This is a genomic window from Streptomyces sp. NPDC052036, from assembly GCF_040680495.1.
Taxonomy (GTDB): Bacteria; Actinomycetota; Actinomycetes; order Streptomycetales; family Streptomycetaceae; genus Streptomyces.
This window is the reverse complement of sequence record NZ_JBFAWW010000011.1, coordinates 52,820-70,617: the sequence shown is the minus strand read 5'-3', so window position 1 is coordinate 70,617 and position 17,798 is coordinate 52,820. Positions and strand designations below refer to the sequence as shown.

General features: G+C 72.1%; 18 protein-coding genes and 2 pseudogenes. 5 read left to right on the top strand and 15 right to left on the bottom strand.

Going from position 1 to position 17,798, the window contains the following annotated elements; genetic code table 11:
• The first annotated feature begins 13 nt into the window (after positions 1-13).
• Positions 14-1,990, top strand: coding sequence for a phosphocholine-specific phospholipase C (locus tag AB0L95_RS17555; protein ID WP_365162563.1), 1,977 nt, complete (start codon positions 14-16; stop codon positions 1,988-1,990).
• 125 nt (positions 1,991-2,115) lie between these two features.
• Here the strand turns inward: AB0L95_RS17555 and AB0L95_RS17550 are convergent, their stop codons facing one another.
• Complete coding sequence (locus tag AB0L95_RS17550) at positions 2,116-2,949, bottom strand: helix-turn-helix transcriptional regulator (RefSeq protein ID WP_365162562.1); 834 nt, start codon at positions 2,947-2,949, stop codon at positions 2,116-2,118.
• 139 nt (positions 2,950-3,088) lie between these two features.
• Here AB0L95_RS17550 and AB0L95_RS17545 point away from each other — a divergent pair.
• The 3 genes and pseudogenes from AB0L95_RS17545 to AB0L95_RS17535 form a co-directional block, all read left to right on the top strand.
• A pseudogene (locus tag AB0L95_RS17545) lies at positions 3,089-3,448 on the top strand (SDR family NAD(P)-dependent oxidoreductase); the annotation flags it as partial.
• Positions 3,449-3,662: 214 nt separating this feature from the next.
• On the top strand, positions 3,663-3,950 hold the full coding sequence (locus AB0L95_RS17540; RefSeq protein ID WP_365162561.1) for a hypothetical protein: 288 nt from the start codon (positions 3,663-3,665) through the stop codon (positions 3,948-3,950).
• 223 nt (positions 3,951-4,173) lie between these two features.
• Positions 4,174-4,722, top strand: coding sequence for a DUF4142 domain-containing protein (locus tag AB0L95_RS17535; protein WP_365162560.1), 549 nt, complete (start codon positions 4,174-4,176; stop codon positions 4,720-4,722).
• Positions 4,723-4,740: 18 nt separating this feature from the next.
• Here AB0L95_RS17535 and AB0L95_RS17530 read toward each other — a convergent pair.
• From AB0L95_RS17530 to AB0L95_RS17480, 11 genes and pseudogenes are all read right to left on the bottom strand, one after another.
• Positions 4,741-4,860, bottom strand: a pseudogene (locus AB0L95_RS17530) (dehydrogenase); the annotation flags it as partial.
• 253 nt (positions 4,861-5,113) lie between these two features.
• Positions 5,114-5,614: a universal stress protein gene (locus tag AB0L95_RS17525; protein WP_365162559.1), complete on the bottom strand. Its 501-nt coding sequence runs from the start codon at positions 5,612-5,614 to the stop codon at positions 5,114-5,116.
• A gap of 81 nt (positions 5,615-5,695) precedes the next feature.
• Positions 5,696-6,412, bottom strand: coding sequence for a GntR family transcriptional regulator (locus tag AB0L95_RS17520; protein WP_365162558.1), 717 nt, complete (start codon positions 6,410-6,412; stop codon positions 5,696-5,698).
• Positions 6,413-6,546: 134 nt separating this feature from the next.
• Positions 6,547-7,548 carry a proline racemase family protein gene (locus AB0L95_RS17515; protein ID WP_365162557.1) on the bottom strand — a complete coding sequence of 334 codons (1,002 nt, stop codon included), beginning with the start codon at positions 7,546-7,548 and terminating at the stop codon, positions 6,547-6,549.
• 32 nt (positions 7,549-7,580) lie between these two features.
• The gene (locus AB0L95_RS17510) at positions 7,581-8,477 is read right to left on the bottom strand and encodes a dihydrodipicolinate synthase family protein (protein WP_365162556.1); all 897 of its coding nucleotides are present in this window, start codon (positions 8,475-8,477) and stop codon (positions 7,581-7,583) included.
• Positions 8,478-8,546: 69 nt separating this feature from the next.
• Positions 8,547-9,998 carry an FAD-dependent oxidoreductase gene (locus tag AB0L95_RS17505; RefSeq protein ID WP_365162555.1) on the bottom strand — a complete coding sequence of 484 codons (1,452 nt, stop codon included), beginning with the start codon at positions 9,996-9,998 and terminating at the stop codon, positions 8,547-8,549.
• A complete protein-coding gene (locus AB0L95_RS17500) occupies positions 9,988-10,287 on the bottom strand; it encodes a (2Fe-2S)-binding protein (protein ID WP_365162554.1) in 300 nt (99 codons plus the stop codon). Before AB0L95_RS17500 ends, AB0L95_RS17505 begins: the two co-directional genes overlap by 11 nt.
• Positions 10,284-11,435 (bottom strand): FAD-binding oxidoreductase, encoded by a 1,152-nt coding sequence (locus AB0L95_RS17495; protein WP_365162553.1) that lies wholly within the window; start codon positions 11,433-11,435, stop codon positions 10,284-10,286. The genes AB0L95_RS17500 and AB0L95_RS17495 overlap by 4 nt, the downstream gene beginning before the upstream one ends.
• Before the next feature lie 199 nt (positions 11,436-11,634).
• A complete protein-coding gene (locus tag AB0L95_RS17490; RefSeq protein ID WP_365162552.1) occupies positions 11,635-12,171 on the bottom strand; it encodes an NUDIX hydrolase family protein in 537 nt (178 codons plus the stop codon).
• Positions 12,172-12,273: 102 nt separating this feature from the next.
• Positions 12,274-13,146 (bottom strand): LysR family transcriptional regulator, encoded by an 873-nt coding sequence (locus AB0L95_RS17485; RefSeq protein WP_365162551.1) that lies wholly within the window; start codon positions 13,144-13,146, stop codon positions 12,274-12,276.
• A gap of 118 nt (positions 13,147-13,264) precedes the next feature.
• On the bottom strand, positions 13,265-13,840 hold the full coding sequence (locus AB0L95_RS17480) for a DNA starvation/stationary phase protection protein (RefSeq protein ID WP_365162550.1): 576 nt from the start codon (positions 13,838-13,840) through the stop codon (positions 13,265-13,267).
• A gap of 265 nt (positions 13,841-14,105) precedes the next feature.
• Between AB0L95_RS17480 and AB0L95_RS17475 the strand changes: the two genes are divergently transcribed.
• On the top strand, positions 14,106-15,467 hold the full coding sequence (locus AB0L95_RS17475) for an NAD(P)/FAD-dependent oxidoreductase (protein WP_365162549.1): 1,362 nt from the start codon (positions 14,106-14,108) through the stop codon (positions 15,465-15,467).
• 11 nt (positions 15,468-15,478) lie between these two features.
• On the opposite strand, the gene AB0L95_RS17470 is transcribed toward AB0L95_RS17475, so the two are convergent.
• The 3 genes from AB0L95_RS17470 to AB0L95_RS17460 all read right to left on the bottom strand — a co-directional run bounded on the left by AB0L95_RS17470 (position 15,479) and on the right by AB0L95_RS17460 (position 17,688).
• Entirely contained in the window at positions 15,479-15,922 is a 444-nt protein-coding gene (locus tag AB0L95_RS17470; protein ID WP_365162548.1) for an SsgA family sporulation/cell division regulator, read from the bottom strand.
• Between the two features lie 31 nt (positions 15,923-15,953).
• Entirely contained in the window at positions 15,954-17,024 is a 1,071-nt protein-coding gene (locus tag AB0L95_RS17465; protein WP_365162547.1) for an MFS transporter, read from the bottom strand.
• A gap of 145 nt (positions 17,025-17,169) precedes the next feature.
• Positions 17,170-17,688 (bottom strand): carboxymuconolactone decarboxylase family protein, encoded by a 519-nt coding sequence (locus AB0L95_RS17460; protein WP_365162546.1) that lies wholly within the window; start codon positions 17,686-17,688, stop codon positions 17,170-17,172.
• Positions 17,689-17,798 lie beyond the last annotated feature (110 nt).

Below are 17,798 nucleotides of genomic sequence, written 5' to 3'. Positions count from 1 at the left end.
GGACCTCTCTCCCATGACTCCCCTGCCCGAGATCAGCCGCCGCTCCTTCATCGGCACCGCCGCGGCCGGAGCCGCCCTCGCCGCCGGCATACCCGGCACCGCGGAGGCCGCGGGCGCCCGGCACGGCAGCATCGCCGACGTCAAGCACGTGGTCATCCTGATGCAGGAGAACCGCAGCTTCGACCACTACTTCGGCACCCTGAACGGCGTACGCGGCTTCGGTGACCGCCAGGCGACCGTCCTCTCGAACGGCGACTCGGTGTTCCGCCAGCCCGACAGAGGCCGCAAGGAGGGCTACCTTCTGCCCTTCCGCATGGACACCACGAAGTACAACGCGCAGAACGCGGCCGGACTCCCGCACGACTGGGACACCGGCCACACGGCCGTGAACGGCGGTGCCATGGACAAGTGGATCGCCGCCAAGGGCGAGCACACCATGGGCTACTTCACCCGCGAGGACATCCCCTACCAGTACGCCCTGGCCGACGCCTTCACCCTCTGCGACGGCTACCACTGCTCCCTGAACGGCCCCACCGACCCCAACCGCCTCTACCTGTGGACCGGCACCGCCGGCCCCGGTGTCGACGGCACCACCGGCCCGTGGACCGACAACACACCGGTCACGGGGAACCCGGTGGCCGACTGGACGACGTACGCCGAGCGCCTGGAGAAGTCCGGTATCACCTGGCGCGTCTACCACAACCCCGACGGCTCCGACGACCGGTACGGCGACTACGACGACAACGCGCTGTCGTACTTCAAGCAGTTCCACGAGTTCCCCAAGGACGACCCGCGTTACATCAACGCCATGACGAAGTGGGACCTCACGGCGTTCGACCAGCACTGCAAGGACGGCACGCTGCCCACCGTCTCCTGGCTGGTGGCGCCGTACCTGTTCTGCGAGCACCCGAACGCCAGCCCCGACTACGGCGCCCACTGGGTCAACACCGCGCTGCAGTCGCTGTTCTCCAATCCCGACGTGTGGAAGAACACCGTCTTCCTGCTCATGTACGACGAGAACGACGGGTACTTCGACCACGTCATCCCGCCGTACCCGGAGCCGGGCACCAAGGACGAGTTCGCGGGCGGCAAGCCCATCGGGCTCGGCAGCCGGGTGCCGCTGTGGGTCGTGTCTCCGTGGTCGCGCGGCGGCTGGGTCAACTCCCAGGTATTCGACCACACTTCGGTGGTGCGCTTCCTGGAGCGCGTCACCGGCGTGCAGGAGCCCAACATCTCCGACTGGCGCCGCACTGTCTGCGGCGACCTCACCAGCTGCTTCGATTTCACCAAGCCCGACTACAGCATCCCCCGGCTGCCCGACACGGTCGCCCTGATGGCCAAGGCCGACGCCGGCGACTCGCTGCCGGCGGTGCCGGTTCCGGGCCAGCAGTCCATGCCCGAGCAGGAGAAGGGCGCACGCCCGCACCGCGCCCTGCCGTACCGGCCGTGGGCCGATGTGCGGGTCGACCGGGCCACCGGCAAGGTCACCTGCACCCTCACCAACGACGGCAGCGTCGGCTACCACTTCACCGTGCTGCCGAACGTCGCCCTGCCGTTCACCGGCACCCCGTTCACCGTCCCGGCACGCTCCTCGCGCAGCTATGTGTGGGACGCCGCCGACACCGACGGCCGCTACGACTTCTCCGTGTACGGCGCCGACGGGTTCGTTCGCCGCTTCTCCGGCACGGTCGTCCGGGAGGGCCAGGACGACGTGGCCGTGCCGTCGGTCAAGGCGACCCTTCGGTCCCCCGGACGGCCCGAGCAGGCCACGGTCGAGCTGGAGCTGCGCAACTCCGGCGGCACCGACGTGGCGTTCACCGTCACGCCGAACGACTTCGCGGGCAAGGAACGGACCGTGTGGGTCGCCGCCGGCGACCGCACGCAGCTGACGTGGCGCACCGACGAGGGGCGCTACGACTTCACGGTCACCGCGGGGACGGGCACCCGCTTCGCCCAGCGATACGCGGGCACCGTGCACAAGGCGAGCTGACCCGGCACCGGGTGGGGCCGCGCGAGACACCGCACGGTCCCACCCGGTTGCGGCTGTCGTGGGCCGCGGACGTGTGCGCTGCCGGCGGCATCACTTCGTGCCGACGGCGAACTGGCCGGCGCCCATCACCGTGAGCAGGGCGAGTTTTCGTGGCTCTCCGTACCCGGGGTGGCGGTGAAGATGAGCAGCGACCGGCCCTCGTCGGGCTCCAGCAGGAGCTGGCAGTAGAGCTCCAGCGGCCCGACCTGGGGATGGACGAATCGTTTGGCGTCGCTCCACCGGAGGCCCACCTCGTGGCGTTCCCCCCGCTGGGCGAACTCCTCGCTGGTGCGGCGCAGGACGCCGGCCAGGTCGGCCGCGGGGGAGCCGGGTCCGTCGCGGGTGACAGCCTCGCGCAGCAGCGCGGCGTTGATCCGGCTCTTCGTGCCGTGCTCCGCGGGGTCGTACCGCTCACGGGCGGCCGGATCGGTGAACCAGCGGTACGGTGCGCAGCGTGCGTTGCCGGTGTAGTGCGTCTGGTCGCCGAGCAGCGCCATCGCGGACGGCGTCTGCAGCAATGTCTCGCCCAGCGGACCCATGACCTGTGCGGTGTTGCCGGTCAAGCCGTCCATGATCTGCATCAGCCCGGGGCTCACGTGCTGGGCCCGCAGACCGCGGCGGGCGGTGCGGTGTCCGGCGAGCAGGAACAGGTGATCGCGTTCGTCCGGGGTCAGTCGCAGGCCGCGGGCGATGGCCGCGACCATGGGCTCCGATGGTTGCGGCCCGTCGCCGCGTTCCAGGCGGGCGAAGTAGTCGGCGGACATGGTGCACAGCTCCGCCACCTCCTCGCGACGCAGGCCCGGAGCGCGCCGGCGTTGCCCCCGGCGCAAGCCGACATCGTCCGGTTGGAGTGCCGCGCGCCGGGTGCGCAGGAATGCGCCGAGGGACGAGCGGTCGAACGTACGGTCCGTGGTCACCATGGTTGGCCATCCGGTGTGCCTCAGCCACGACCGGTCATTCAGTGGTTGAGCGTTGTCCTTCCTGAGCCCGTGACGCGGTGCGTTCACTGGTGAGGCGATCGCCGGTCGACTCGAACCGCGAGCCACGGAGTCAAGACCCATGACCAGTTGGACAGCGAAAGACCTTCCGGACCTGATCGGCCGGACGGTGGTGATCACCGGCGCCGGCCGTGGCCTCGGCCTGATCACGGCGCGCGAACTCGCGCGCGCCGGCGCCCGTGTCGTACTGGGCGTACGGGACACCGGCAAGGCCCGCCGCGCTGTCGCAGGTCTGCCCGGAGACTTCGACGTCCGGCCGCTCGACGTGGCGGATCTGACCTCGGTGCGGGCCTTCGTCGGCGCCTGGTCCGGTGGCCTCGACATCCTGATCAACAACGCCGGTGTGATGGACATCCCCGCCGCGCGGACCAGGGACGGCCTCGATCTGCAGACCACCACCAACCACTCCGGTCCCTTCGTGCTGACGAACCTGCTGCTCGAGCACATCACCGACCGTGTGGTGCACGTCACCAGTCAGCTGCACCGTGCGGGGCAGGATCGACTTGAACGATCTCGACTGGCGCGCACGCAAGTACAACAGCATGCGTGCCTACGAGGCGTCGAAGCTCGCCTGCGTCCTGTTCTCCCTGGAGTAGCAGCGCCGGCTGACCGCCTCCGGCAGCCGGGTCCGCTCGGTGCTCGCCAGCCCGCGCATCGCCCGCACCGCACTGGCCGCCCACTTCCGGTCGAACGTCGTCAACCGGTTCACGTTCCTCACCAACGACCCTGAGCGCGGGGCGCTGTCGCTGCTCTACGCCGCCACCCAGGACGTCCCCGGCAACTCCTACGTCGGACCGGACGGCCTGGGTGGCCTCCGGGGCCACCCGGCCGTTCGCCGACAGGGCAAGGCCGGCCTCGACGAGGTCATGGCCGGTCGGCTGTGGGACGTGACCGCCGATCTTGTCGGGGCGGTGACCCGATGAGGTACCTGGACGCCGCGGACGGCGGACCGGTGGCCGGCCCGTCCCGTCACCCAGTTGCCGCCGCCGCTCGACGCGATCCCATCGAAACTGCTGGAGGCACACGGTCCTCGGTTGCCGAGGAACACGACCGGGTGAAGCATGGCATAGGTGCGGTTTCTCGCGCTTCGAGCAATAAGGGTGGGGTTTTTCGTCGGGGCTTGCACGTGCGACCTATGGAGGGCTCATGTACACGACTCGATCCCGTGCCCGTTCCGCCGCCGTCTGCGCCGCCACCCTGTGTGTCATGGGTGCCACGTCGCTCCCGGCTCTCGCTTCGTCGTCGCTCTCGCCGTCGCCGGTCTCCGCCCTGGACAAACAGCTCCTGACCGCAGCCCACCAGGGCAACCTGTGGGAGATTTCGGTCGGTCAGCAAGCTCAGAGCGCCGCGACCACCGACTGCGTCAAGCAGGTCGGCGCCCACTTCATCCGCGACCACCGCGCCCTTGACGCCGGTGTCGTCAAGACCGCGGCAGAACTCGACGTGGCACTGCCGTCCGGGCAGACGGACGGGCAGCTGAGGCAGACCGCCGCCCTCAAGTCCCTCGCCGGGACGCCCGCGTACGACGCGGCGTGGCTCAAGGCCCAGTACCCCGCCCATGTGCAGACCCTCGCGCTCATCGACAAGGAGATCGCCTCGGGCACCAACCCGCTCGTGAAGTCCCTGGCCAAGAGCGCGCGCCCGGTGGTCGCACGGCACACCCAGATGGTCAACCACGGCATGTGCCACGCGTAGCCGCCCCCGGCTCAGTGGTCACCCGGCGGCGCGGACGAAGACAGGCTTGAGGTGCTTCTCGGACAGTGCGTCGGGGAGTTGCTCCCAGTCCAGGACGTGGGAGACGACGCGTGCGGGGTCGACGCGGCCGGAGCGGGCGGTCCTCCACCAGGCCGCTCCTGCGCCGCTCGGACAGCGCACCCTCGGGCCCGTGCTGGCCGTCTCTGTCGAGGAGCCGCCGACCGACGAGGTTCCCCCGGCCTGACCGCACAAGGGCCCCGGCCCGGGCGCCGATCGTGGGTCTTCGAAGTTAAGCGGTGCGGAGGTGTCCGTGGGCCCGTCGTGTCGTGACGCAGCGTGTCCGTAGACGCTGGTTGTCGGGGGTGGCGCCTCTCCCTGCCAGGCCGCATGCCTATCCGTGGTGCGATGGCCGAGGCGGGGCCGGGGGGATGGTGTCCGTGCTGGGGGCGGGTTCGGGCCAGACGAGCAGGAGCGGGCAGGGGGCGTGGTCGACGACGAAGCGACTGGCGGGGCCGAGGCTGTGGGGCCCGAGACGGGTGCGGTCGCCGTCGCGGGCCAGGACGAGCAGATCGGCGCCTTCGGCGGCGGCCACGACTTCCCGTTCCACGCGGCCGGTGCGCTCCTGCCGGGTGCACGGCCGTCCCAGGCGTTGTGCCGACGCGGTCAGGAGGTGTTCGCCGGCGGCGGTGGCCAGGTGCTCCAGCGCGGTCCCGGGGTCGCGGGCGGGGTGGGCGCGGCCGAGCAGTCCGGCGAAGGCACCGTGGGCGGCGCCCGGCGCGCCGGGGTCGGCGACGTGCAGCAGCACGATGTCGGCGTCCTCGGGCGCATGGGTTCTGGCGGCGTCCACACAGGCGGGCCAGGTGCCTTCGACGATCCAGGCGATGACGGTCACGATGTTCGGCCTCCGATCCCTTGGGGCGAGGCCCACGGTGCCACCCGCGGGACCGTTCCCGCACCCGGCCCGCCGACCGGTTCACCTCCGGGCGTGCCGGGCCTCCTCGCCGGGGGCGGCCCACAGGCCCCGCACATGGCCCAGATGCCGCGTCATCACCTTCCGTACGGCCTCCTCGTCCCCGTCCAGCAGGGCGTCCAGGAGTTCGAGGTGCTCCTGCGCCGAGGCCGTCAGCCGACCGGCCTCCACGAGCGCCGTCAGCCCGTACAACCGGGACCGCTTGCGCAGATCGCCGACGACCTCCACGAGGTGGGCGTTGCCGGCGAGCGCGAGCAGACCGAGGTGGAAGCGGGTGTCTGCCTCGACATACGCGATGAGGTCCCCGGCGGCCGCGGCGGAGACGATCTCCCGCGCGGCTGGGCGCAGGGCCTCCAGCGAGACACGGTCCGCGCTCCCGGCCAGCCCGGCCGTCGTCGGGATCTCGATGAGGGAGCGGACGTGGGTGTACTCGTCGAGCTGCTTCTCGGAGACGGCGGTGACCCGGAAACCCTTGTTGGGGACGGTGTCGACCATGCCCTCCTTGGCCAGGTCGAGCATGGCCTCGCGCACCGGGGTCGCCGAGACGCCGAAGCGGGCGGCGAGGGCCGGCGCGGAGTGGACCTCGCCGGGGCGCAGCTCGCCCGCCACCAGAGCGGCGCGCAGGGCGTCGGCGACCCGCTCGCGATAGCTGCTCTTCTTCCCGCCCAGTGTGGGCAGGGCGGGCGCGGCGGACGGCGAACCGGTGCGCGGGGCGGCCATGGAGTCTCTCCTCGTACGGGCACCTGCGGGGTGCGGGAACCGGCATCGCACGGGCCGGTTCGGCAGACGGTGCAATGTCACGCACCACGAGTATCCCAGGCGGGGGAGCGGCTGGGGGTGCGGGCATGTGTCGGTCAGAGGACGAATCCCGCAGGGAAGGGGTCGCGTGGGTCCAGGAGGTACTGCGCCGTGCCGGTCACCCACGCCCGTCCCGTGAAACTGGGCAGCACCGCGGGCAGGCCCGCCACCTCCGTCGTGCCGAGCAGCCGCCCCGAGAACCGCGTCCCGATGAAGGACTCGTTCACGAACTCGGTGTGCAGGGGGAGTTCACCGCGCGCGTGCAGCTGGGCCATGCGCGCGCTGGTGCCCGTGCCGCAGGGGGAGCGGTCGAACCAGCCCGGATGGATGACCATGGCGTGCCGGGAGCGTCGCGCGGTGGCGCCCGGCGCGTACAGATGGACGTGATGGCAGCCGCGGATCGTCGGATCCTCAGGATGGACGGGCTCCTGCTCCGCGTTGACAACGTCCATGAGCGACAGCCCTGCCGCGAGGATGTCGTCCTTGCGGGAGCGGTCGAAGGGCAGCCCGAACTCCTCCAGCGGCAGGATCGCGTAGAAGTTGCCGCCGTAGGCGAGGTCGTACGTCACCGTACGCCCGTCCGGCAGGGTCGCCTTGCGGCCGAGACCGACGGAGAAGGACGGCACGTTCCTGAGGGTGACGGACAGGGCGGCACCGCCCTCGACGGCGACCTCGGCGACGACGGGCCCCGCCGGGGTGTCCAGGCGGATGGTGGTCACCGGTTCGGTGACCTCGACCATCCCCGTCTCCACGAGCACGGTCGCCACACCGATCGTGCCGTGCCCGCACATCGGCAGATAGCCCGAGACCTCGATGTACACGACGCCCCAGTCGCAGTCCGGGCGGGTGGGCGGCTGGAGGATCGCGCCGCTCATCGCCGCATGCCCGCGCGGTTCGTTCATCAGCAACCGCTTGATGTCGTCGCGGTGTTCACGGAACCACAGGCGCCGCTCGTTCATGGTGTCGCCGGGGATCGTGCCGATGCCCCCGGTGACCACCCGGGTCGGCATCCCCTCGGTGTGGGAGTCGACGGCGTGCAGGACGAGCTTGCTGCGCATGACCGGTCTCCTTCCGTTCGGTGTGCGCCGGTTCAGCCGAGTCCCGCCGCCACGGCCTGTTCCGTGGCGGCCCGGACGGCACTCTCCTGCTCGGGCAGCAGGGGGACCCGCGGAGGCCGCACGGGGCCGCCGTACCCTCCGACGATGTCCATCGACAGCTTGATCGCCTGGACGAACTCCACCCGGGAGTCCCAGCGCAGCAACGGGTGCAACTGCCGGTACAGCGGCAGCGTGCTGTCCAGGTCGCCCGCGACCGCCGACCGGTACAACTGCACCGCCGCCCGGGGCAGTGCGTTCGGATAGCCGGCCACCCAGCCCTTTGCGCCCGCGACCGCGAGTTCCAGCAGGACGTCGTCGGCGCCGATCAACAGGTCCAGTTCCGGGGCCAGTTCCGCGAGGCGGTAGGCGCGCCGGGGGTCGCCCGAGAACTCCTTGACCGCCTGGACGCACCCCTCGGCGTGCAGCTTCGCGAGCAGCTCGGGGACCAGGTCGACCTTGGTGTCGACCGGGTTGTTGTACGCCACGACCGGCACCCCCGCCCGCGCGACCTCCGCGTAGTGCGCGAGCACGGACCGCTCGTCGGCGCGGTAGGAGTTCGGCGGCAGCAGCATCACCGACGCACAGCCGGCGTCGCGTGCCTGCTCGGCCCAGCGGCGGGCCTCCGCCGATCCGTACGCCGAGACGCCGGGCATGACCCGGGACCCGCCGACCGCGGACACCGCCGTCTCCACCACCTTGGCGCGCTCCTCGGGGGTGAGGACCTGGTACTCGCCGAGCGAGCCGTTCGGCACGACGCCGTCGCAGCCGTTCGCCACGAGCCAGGCGCAGTGCTCGGCGAATCTGCCGTGGTCGACGGTGAGCCGGTCGGTGAACGGCAGCGCGGTGGCCACGAGGACACCGTGCCAGGGCCGGTGCTGCGGGACGGTCATGGGCGGTCCCCCTTGGATGATGTGTGACATAGTACTGATGCCAGCCTTTCCCTCGGTCCGTGCCTTCCCTCAACTGAGCCCATCCTGTTGCTGTCGTGGCTGTCTACCCTCCGACTGCCGCCCCTCCTCCCGCTGCTGCCCCTCCTCCGGCTCCCGGGCGAGCACACCCAACGGCACCGGCCGGGCGAAAGGCCTGCGTGTCACCGTCTCCTGGCAGCCGGCGACCCCCGCGACCGCGGTCCCGCACATCCGGCCCTGACACCACCCCATCCCGGCCCGGGTGAGCAGTTTGACGGTGCGCAGATCGCCGGCGCCCAGATCCTGTACGGCCTCCCGTACGGCCCCCGCCCGCACCTCCTCGCAGCGGCACACCACCGTGTCGTCGGTGATCCGCTCGGCCCAGCCGGCGCGGGGCGCGTAGGCACGGTCGAGTGCTGCGGCGAAGCTCCGGAGCGCGGCCCGGCGTTCGGCGGCGCGCTCCCCACCGCGCGGACCGGGCGCGGCGCCCGCGAGCCGTGCGGCGATCGACCGTCCGGCGAGGTGCCCCTCGGCGAGTGCGAGCGCCGCACCGCCGACCCCGGTGGCCTCGCCCGCCGCCCATACCCCCGGTACGTCGGTGCGCTGCTCGTCGTCGACGTGCACACGCCCGCCGTCGACCCGGCAGCCCAGGGTCTCGGCGAGATCGGTGTGCGGCAGCAGGCCGTGCCCGACGGCCAGGGAGTCGCAGGGGATACGGCGCCCACTGCCGGGCCGTACACGGCCGTCGGCGTCGAGCGCGGCCACCGTCACCGCCGTCAGCCGGTCGCTGCCCTCCGCCTCCACCACGGTGTGGCGGACCAGGACCCGTACCCGGTGGCGCAGCAGCCGTGCCCCGTACCCCGCCGCCTCGACGGCCTTGCCGGGCTCCGCCGCGAGGGCCCGGGCCTGTCGGGCGAACCGCCCGGGGTCGGCGGACTCCACCAGTGCGGCGACCGTCGTCCCCGCCGCGGCGAGCCCCGTCGCCACCGGCAGCAGCAGCGGCCCGGTCCCGGCCACGACCGCCCGGCACCCCGGCACCACGAGCCCGCCCTTGAGCAGGGCCTGGACGCCCCCGGCGGTGACGACCCCGGGCAGGGTCCAGCCGGGGAAGGGCAGCACCTTCTCATGGGCGCCGGTGGCCAGCAGTACGGCCGCGGCGCGTACGACGACCGGCTCCTCCTGCTCCGGACCGAGCAGCGCATGCACGGTGAATCCCTCGGACTCCCGCTCCACGCACCACACATGATGGTCCTTCAGATGGTGAGTGCGCCCGGCGGCGATGTGCCGGCCGAGTCCCTCGCGCAGCCGCCTCCAGGTGCGCCCCCGGTGCTGTGGTCCCCACGGGTGCCGTGCCCCGAGTCCGGCGGCGGGCTGCCGGTAGAACTGGCCGCCCGCCTCGGGCGCGGCGTCGACCAGTGCGACGCGTACGCCCCGCGCCGCCGCCGCGAGGGACGCGGCCAGCCCGGCCGGGCCCGCGCCGATCACCGCGAGGTCAGTGCGCATGCCCGGTCCCCTCCTGTGTACGGATCACATCGCCGGGCCGCACCGGCACCAGGCAGGCGCGCTGGTTCGGCCGGTCGTTGACGGTCACAAGGCAGTCGAAGCAGACGCCGATCCCGCAGAGGACCCCGCGCGGTCGGCCCTCGAACCGGGTGGTGCGCCAGGAGACGATGCCCGCCGCCCACAGCGCGGCGGCGACCGTCCAGCCGGGCCGGGCCTCGATCTCGCGGCCGTCGAAGGTGACCGTGAAGGCGGGGCCCGGCCGGGGCCGCGCCCGGTTCAGGGGATTCACCGGGCCTCCCGTTCGAAACGCTCCGGCCGGAAGGGCGCGAGGTCGAGTTCCGGCGCCCCGCCGCTCAGGAGCCGGGCGATCAGCTGTCCGGTGCCGGTGGCGAGCCCGATCCCGGCGCCCTCGTGACCGCAGGCGTGGAACAGCCCCGGGGCCCGCGGATCCGCGCCGATCGCGGGCAGATGGTCGGGCAGATACGGCCGGAAGCCCAGGTAGGAGCGCATCGCCCGCACCCGCTCCAGGAAGGGGAAGAGCCGGGTCGCCCCCGTCGCCAGCGCCCGCACGGCCGGCAGCGAGAACGACCGGTCGAACCCGACGCGTTCGCGGCTCGCGCCGATCAGGACGGGTCCCGCGGCCGTGCCCTCGACCACCGGAGAGGTCCCCAGAGCCGCGGAGTCGCTCGCCACGTCCGCGACATAGTCGGCCGCGTACACCTTGTGCCGGACCCTACGCGGCAACGGCTCGGTGACCAGGACGAATCCGCGGCGGGGCAGCACCGGCAGGCGCACACCCGCCCGCTGTGCCAGCTCGCCTCCCCAGGCTCCCGTGGCGTTCACGACCGCCCCCGCATGGATCACGCCCCGGTCCGTCCGTACCCCGCGCACGGCGCCCCGCGGGGTGCGCGGTATCTCGGTCACCGTCCGGCCGGTCAGCAGGCGGGCGCCCGAAGCCCGTAGCAGACGAGCGGCGGCGAGGGCAGGCATCACCTGGCAGTCCTGCGGGTAGAGCACACCGCCCGCGAGTCCCGGGGCCAGCTGCGGCTCCAGCTCGTGGAGCCCGTCGGCGGCGATCTCCACCGCGCTCACCCCGGCCGCCCGCTGCCCGGCGGCGAAGTCGGCTAGGGCGGCGAGCCCTTCGGGGGCCGAGGCGACGACGAGGCCGCCCTTGGTCTCGTACTCGACGGCCGGGCCCAGCTCCTCGGCCAGTTCGGCCCACAACCTCAGGGAGAACAGGGCGAGTTCGAGCTCCGGTCCGGGTGCCTTGTCGGAGACGAGCAGATTCCCCTCGCCCGCCCCCGTCGTGCCGCCGGCCACGGGCCCGCGATCCACGAGTGCGACGTCCAGCCCGGCCCGGGCGGCATACCAGGCGCAGGCCGCGCCCACCATGCCCGCGCCGACGACCACGACATCGCAGGTCAGTCGCTCGGTCACGTCAGTACTATGTCACATGGTTCCTCGACCGAGGCAACCCCCGTTTCGTATCGGCCGTCATTTCCCGCCCGGTGAACCGCCTATGAACCGCATGTGCGGGCCATGGGCGACTGGCCGGACGTCCCGCCCCTTCCGTCCGGACCTGTGCCCCAGGGGCCGGACGGAAGGGATGCGGCGGACGGTATCGCCGGCGTGTCGTTCAGAGCAGACAGCCGACATGGGCCAGGGCCTGCTTGAGGAGGACGCCCTGACCTCCCGGCATGTCGCTCTGGACCACGGCCGAGGACGCTTCCTGGGGGCTGAACCACTCCAGGTCGAGGGCGTCCTGACGGGGACGGCAGTCCCCGGCCACCGGGACGATGTAGGCGAGGGCCACCGCGTGCTGGCGGGGATCGTGGAACGGCGTGATCCCCTGGGTCGGGAAGTACTCCGCGACGGTGAAGGGCTGGAGGGAGGACGGGACGCGGGGGAGTGCCACCGGTCCGAGGTCCTTCTCCAGATGGCGCAGCAGCGCGTCCCTCACCCGTTCGTGGTGCAGCACCCGCCCGGAGACGAGCGTACGGCTGACGGTTCCGTCTGGCCCTATCCGCAACAGCAGTCCGACGCTGGTGACTTCACCGCTGTCGTCGACGCGCACGGGCACGGCTTCCACGTACAGGATCGGCATACGGGCACGTGCCAGCTCGAGGTCGTCGGGAGACAGCCAGCCGGGCGTGGTTTCGGTCGTGTCAGGCATTGCCTGATCGTACGGTCAACGGCTCGCGTGGTGCGCGTGTCACTCCAGGTCAGACACAAGTCACACGGACGGGTAGCCGCGCGGCCCGGGACACCGGCGGGGTCAGGTGATGTGCCGCAGCAGCGCCGCGACGGCCGCGGGAGGCTCGCCGGGGGGCCGTACCACCATGACCTGCCAGGTCGGCGCGTGCCGGTCGAAGCGGTAACGGTCCAGGTCCGGGAAGTGCGAGGCGATGGACGGGGGCATGATGCACACGCCCAGGTCGTGGCGGACCAGCTCGGCCGCCGCGACGATGTCGTTGACCTCGAAGGTCGTACCGCGCTCCACACCGGCGGCGCGCGCGGCCCGGTCGACCGCGTAGCGGATGGCCCAGCCGGGGGTGAAGTCGACCAGCGGCAGCCGGGCGACGTCCGGCCAGGTGACCGTGGCCTCCCCGGGCCCCGTGTCCAGCCGCCGCCGGGGTGAGGCCACCAGGACCATCGCCTCGCGGGACAGCAGCCGGGTCACCAGCCCCCGTTGCTGCTGGCGGTCCAGCGCCACCACGGCCAGGTCCACCGTGCCCTCGCGCAGGGCCTGCCGGATGTCGGCCACGGGTGCCTGCCGCAGCCGGAGCACCACGCCCGGGTGCTCCGCGCGCAGCTCGGCCAGGGCCTGGTGCAGTCCCGCCCAGACGCCCTGCATGATGCCCACGGTGACCTGGCCGCGCAGCTCCCCCTTGGCCGCGTCGACCGCCTCGCGGGCGAGTTCGGCGGCCCGGAGCGTGACGCGGGCGGCGGGCACGAAGGCCTCCCCGGCGGGGGTGAGGGCCACCCGGTGCGTGGTGCGGGTGAACAGGAGGGTGCCCAGCTCGCGTTCGAGCGCCCGCACCGTGCCGGAGACGGCGGACTGGACGACATGCAGTTGCCTCGCCGCGGCCGTGAACCCGCCCGTGTCCGCCACCGCGACGACGACTTCCATCTGCCGCAGGTCCATCATGCGCTCCCGGTGGTGCCCCGCCCGTCCGATCCGGCGACGATCTTCGTCGCATGGTACGCGGACGGGCGGCGGTCCCATGTCCCCGCCGGGCGGGGACACCGGACCATGCCCGCTCCGTTCAGGAGCGGACCAGGGGAGTGTCGACCAGGTGCTCGGCCAGGAACCAGGCCTGCAGTTCGCCGGTGCGGATCACCTGGGAGACCAGCAGGTCGTTGGTGCCGTCGTCGCCCAGCTCGGCGGTCCGGGCGGCGCCGTCATGGGCGTCCACCAGGATCGTCTCGTGCGCCTCCAGCAGCCGCGAGAGCATCGCCGGGACCTCCTCCACGCCGTCCGGCGGACGCGGGATCGAGGTGATCTCGGCGACGTGCCGCGGGTCGCCGACCGCTACGCCGCCCAGGGTCTGCACCCGTTCGGCGAGGGTGTCGACGAGTTCCAGCTGTTCCCCGGCGTGCTTGTCCAGGAGCAGATGCAGCTGGTAGAAGGTCGCGCCGCGCAGCAGCCAGTGGTGCTTCTTGTAGAGGCTGTAGAGGATCTGCGTGTCGGCCAGGACCTGGTTCAGGCGCTGGCAGGCGTACATCCGGGCGTCGTAGGAGAGGCCGAGGGGGAACTGCTTGACGGTGCCGAACTCCTGGATGATCTCGCCCTTCTGATGCAGCCAGGGCTGGCTGCTCGTGGGCTTGGAGCTGGTGGTCATGAAGCGCCTCCTGCGGTGCCGTGCTGTGGGTATGCAGGCGACGTTAGGTGCCCCAGCGGGCCGTCCCTTGCCCGGCAGCGCATGTGATGCTGCCCGTGAGCGCACCGAACCCGCCGTCCGCGCACGGGCGTTCGCTCTCGGGCTCACAGTGGTGCGCTCAGGGACACCGGACCCGTCCCCCGCAGCCCTAGCCTCGGTGGCCGCCGGATCGTACAGACAACCGTCCGGATCGCACCACCAACCGTAGGGACAGGAAGGCATCTGTATGAACGAGCAGGCGGACGTGGTCGTCGTCGGGCTGGGACCGGGCGGCGAGTACCTCGCGGGCACGCTCGCCGAGGCGGGGCTGGACGTGGTGGGGATCGAGGCCGAACTCGTCGGCGGGGAGTGCCCCTACTGGGGATGTGTGCCCAGCAAGATGATGATCCGGGCCGGGAACACGCTCGCCGAGGCGCGGCGCGTCGCCGCTCTCGCCGGGGACGCGAAGGTGGTCCCGGACTTCACCCGGGTCGCCGGACGCATCCGGGACGAAGCCACCGACGACTGGAACGACCAGGTCGCGGCCGACCGCCTCGTGGCCAAGGGCGGACGGCTGGTGCGCGGAAGAGGGCGCCTGACGGGCCCGCGGCAGGTGACGGTCGGCGACCGCACGTTCGACGCCCGGCGCGGTGTCGTCCTCGCCACGGGCAGCCGGCCCCGGATCCCACCGGTGCCCGGCCTCGGCTCCACGCCGTACTGGACCAACCGCGACGCCATGGCCGCGCGGGAGCTGCCGACGTCGATGATCGTCCTCGGCGGGGGCGCCATCGGGGTCGAGGTGGCTCAGGTCTTCGCTCGCTTCACCTGCCGGGTCACCATCGTCGAGGGCCAGGACCGGCTGCTGTCGCAGGAGGAACCGGAGGCCGGGGAGCTGGCCGCGAGGGCCCTGCGGGCCGACGGCGTGGCCGTGCTCACCGGTGCCCGGGCGCGTCAGGTGAGCCATGACGGCACCGCGTTCACCGTGCTTCTCGACGACGAGCGGGAGCCCCTGCGTGCCGAGCGGCTCCTCGTCGCCACCGGGCGTCATGCCGACCTTGCCGCGCTGGGCGTCGAGGCGGCGGGACTGGACCCGGCCGCGCACGCCGTGCCCACGGACGGCCAGATGCGGGCGGCCGAGGGGCTGTGGGCGGTCGGCGACATCACCGGACACGGTGCCTTCACCCATGTGTCGATGTACGAGGCCCAGATCGCGACCCGGGACATTCTCGGCACGCCGGGTCCCGACGCGGACTACCGGGCCCTGCCCCGTGTGACGTTCACCGATCCCGAGATCGCCGCCGTGGGACTCACCGAGCGCCAGGCCCGCGAGCGGGGCCTGCGGGTGCGGACCGCGGTCCTGCCGAACGCCTCCTCGACCCGTGGGTGGATCCACGGACCGGGCGGCGACGGGTTCATCAAGCTGGTCGAGGACGCCGACCGGGCGGTCCTGGTCGGTGCGACCTCGGCGGGGCCCGCCGGGGGCGAGCTGCTGTACGGGCTCAATGTCGCCGTCCACGCGGAAGTCCCGGTCGAGCGGCTGCGGCACATGATCTACACCTATCCGACGTTCCACCGGGCCATGGAGCCGGCCCTCGCGGCGCTCCGCTGACCGCACGGCGCTCAGTCGCCGCCCGCCGTCAGCCGCGCGACGACGTCGTCCAGGTCGATGTGGTGGTGCTCGCAGCCCTGCGGCACCACCGCCTCGGTTTGCCGCAGAAAGGCGGTCACCGCGGACTCCGCGATCTCCAGGACCGCCGACCCGGTCCGCGATCTGAGGACGATGCGGATCGCCTCCGGACGGCAGCGGTGCCGCGGAACGACCAGGACGTCCCCGATCCCCGCGGGCACCCGAAGGCCGTCGGCGAGGAGCGAGCGGGCGAACACCCAGTCGACGGTGAGGGGGGAGTGGGTGCCCAGGGACAGGCGCACCGCATACGGGTCGCTCCGGTCGTACCGCAGCTCGGCCGGCAGTGGTACCGGCCGAGCTGCGGCGACGGTGACATCGACCTCCAGCGGGAAGGTGATCGAGCGCTCGTGCGCGGCACCGGAGGGAATCTGTCGCATGGCGCCCCCTGTCAGCGACCGTTCGTGTGGTTCATGACGACCCTAGGGGGCTGGGTGCGGGCGGGTTGTCCAGCTGGTAGACGGTGTGCTGGCCGAGGATCAGCGTGGTCTGTACGGCCATGTCGATGGCGATGGCGGCCAGGGCGAGCAGGACGATGCTGTGTCCTCCGAAGCCCGCGACGGCGAAGGCCAGGGCGGCGACGGCGAACGCGACGCCCGTGAGGGGCCGGGTCAGCCCGCGGTCGGCCCAGTGTCCGGCGAGCGGGGCGATGGCGGCTCCGGCGGCTCCGACGAGGGCGAAGATGCCGACGCCGATGGGGGAGTAGTGGAAGCGGGGACCGGTAAGGACGTAGGAGACGGTGGTCCAGAAGGCGCTGAAGGAACCGAACAGGGCGGCCTGGTACAGGCCTCGGCGCAGCAGTGCGGGGTGGGTGCGCACCAGGCGCACGGTGGAGCGCAGCACATGGTGGTAGGGCACGGAGGTGGTGGGTGCGTGCTGGGGCAGTGCGGCACGCAGGGCCACGGCCAGGAGGGCCATCAGAACCGCCGAGCCGAGGTAGACGACGCGCCAGCCGGCGAGGTCGGAGACCAGGCTGCTCAGCGTCCGGGAGAGCAGGATGCCGGTGAGCAGTCCGCTCATCACCCGGCCGACGATCCGGCCGCGGGCGTGGTCGGGGGCGAGGCTCGCAGCGAAGGGGACCAGGATCTGGGCGACGACGGAGGTGGCCCCGCTGATCAGGGAGGCGGCCAGCAGCATGGGGAAGCTGGTCGCGAGGCCGGCCGCCACCAGGGCCAGGGTGGTCACCGTCAGCAGCACGGTGATCAGTCCGCGCTTCTCCAGCCGGTCGCCGAGCGGGACCAGGAAGAGCATGCCGATGACGTAGCCGACCTGGGTGAGCGTGATCAGTACGCCCGCGGTGGCCGTGCTGATGTGGAAGACGTCGCGCAGCGACGACAGCAGCGGCTGGGCGTAGTAGAGATTGGCGACCGTCATTCCGGAGGCGACGGCGAGCAGTGCGACCAGCCAGCCCGGGACGCCATGGGCGGCCTGGCCGGTGGTCTCGGTGCTACGGGACGTGCGCAGAGCGGACGACTGGGACACGGGACCTTCTTCGGGAACGGAGTCGGCCGGGGCCGGCTCGGGGAGACGCCTTGCGGTGGTTCGAGCAGCTTCCTCGGTGCTCTCACGGGGACCAAGCGCTCGGCGGCTCCCGTTGCTTCCTCGTTCCGGGAGATGGTTTTGGATGTCAGTCATCTCGCCCGGAGATGATCGTGCGGTTTTGGCCGTCGAGCCGGCGCACGGGGTGCTTGCTCATGATCGAGAGCCGGTTGAACGCGTTGATGGTGATCGCCACCCAGATCACCGCGGAGATCTGGTCGTCCGTGAGCACCTGCCGGGCCTCTTCGTACGAGGTTTCCTGGGCGGCGGCGTCCCTCGGCTCGGTGGTGGCCTCGGCCAGCGCGAGTGCCGCGCGCTCCTCGCGCGTGAAGAGTTCGGTGTCGCGCCAGGCCGCCAGCACCCCGAGCCGCTGCGGGGTATCGCCGGCGTGCTGGGCGGCCCGGGTGTGTACGTTGAGGCAGTACGCGCACCCGTTGATCTGGGACACACGGAGGTTGATCAGCTCGACGAGGGTTCGTTCGAGTCCCGCCTCGGCGGCGGCGGCGTGCACTGCCTCCGAGGTCCCGACCAGCGCCCGGTAGGCCGAAGGGCTCTGCTTGTCGAGGAAGATGCGCTGGTGGGCGGGGTGCGTTGTGGGGGTGGTCAACTCGGGACTCCTTCGGCGGCCGCTTCCGGCCCGTCGTTCCGTCGTGTACGTGACACCGTCATCGTCCTATGATCAGGACGATAGTTGTTTAATGTAAAACCATTATGGAA

What these genes read in the sequence shown, in the direction of transcription:
- AB0L95_RS17515 (WP_365162557.1), bottom strand. Translation starts at nt 7,548, where the DNA reads ATGCGCAGCAAGCTCGTCCTGCACGCCGTCGACTCCCACACCGAGGGG.
- AB0L95_RS17520 (WP_365162558.1), bottom strand. Translation starts at nt 6,412, where the DNA reads ATGGCCGCCCCGCGCACCGGTTCGCCGTCCGCCGCGCCCGCCCTGCCC.
- AB0L95_RS17475 (WP_365162549.1), top strand. Translation starts at nt 14,106, where the DNA reads ATGAACGAGCAGGCGGACGTGGTCGTCGTCGGGCTGGGACCGGGCGGC.
- AB0L95_RS17485 (WP_365162551.1), bottom strand. Translation starts at nt 13,146, where the DNA reads ATGATGGACCTGCGGCAGATGGAAGTCGTCGTCGCGGTGGCGGACACG.
- AB0L95_RS17505 (WP_365162555.1), bottom strand. Translation starts at nt 9,998, where the DNA reads ATGCGCACTGACCTCGCGGTGATCGGCGCGGGCCCGGCCGGGCTGGCC.
- AB0L95_RS17490 (WP_365162552.1), bottom strand. Translation starts at nt 12,171, where the DNA reads ATGCCTGACACGACCGAAACCACGCCCGGCTGGCTGTCTCCCGACGAC.
- AB0L95_RS17470 (WP_365162548.1), bottom strand. Translation starts at nt 15,922, where the DNA reads ATGCGACAGATTCCCTCCGGTGCCGCGCACGAGCGCTCGATCACCTTC.
- AB0L95_RS17480 (WP_365162550.1), bottom strand. Translation starts at nt 13,840, where the DNA reads ATGACCACCAGCTCCAAGCCCACGAGCAGCCAGCCCTGGCTGCATCAG.
- AB0L95_RS17555 (WP_365162563.1), top strand. Translation starts at nt 14, where the DNA reads ATGACTCCCCTGCCCGAGATCAGCCGCCGCTCCTTCATCGGCACCGCC.
- AB0L95_RS17550 (WP_365162562.1), bottom strand. Translation starts at nt 2,949, where the DNA reads ATGGTGACCACGGACCGTACGTTCGACCGCTCGTCCCTCGGCGCATTC.
- AB0L95_RS17510 (WP_365162556.1), bottom strand. Translation starts at nt 8,477, where the DNA reads ATGACCGTCCCGCAGCACCGGCCCTGGCACGGTGTCCTCGTGGCCACC.
- AB0L95_RS17535 (WP_365162560.1), top strand. Translation starts at nt 4,174, where the DNA reads ATGTACACGACTCGATCCCGTGCCCGTTCCGCCGCCGTCTGCGCCGCC.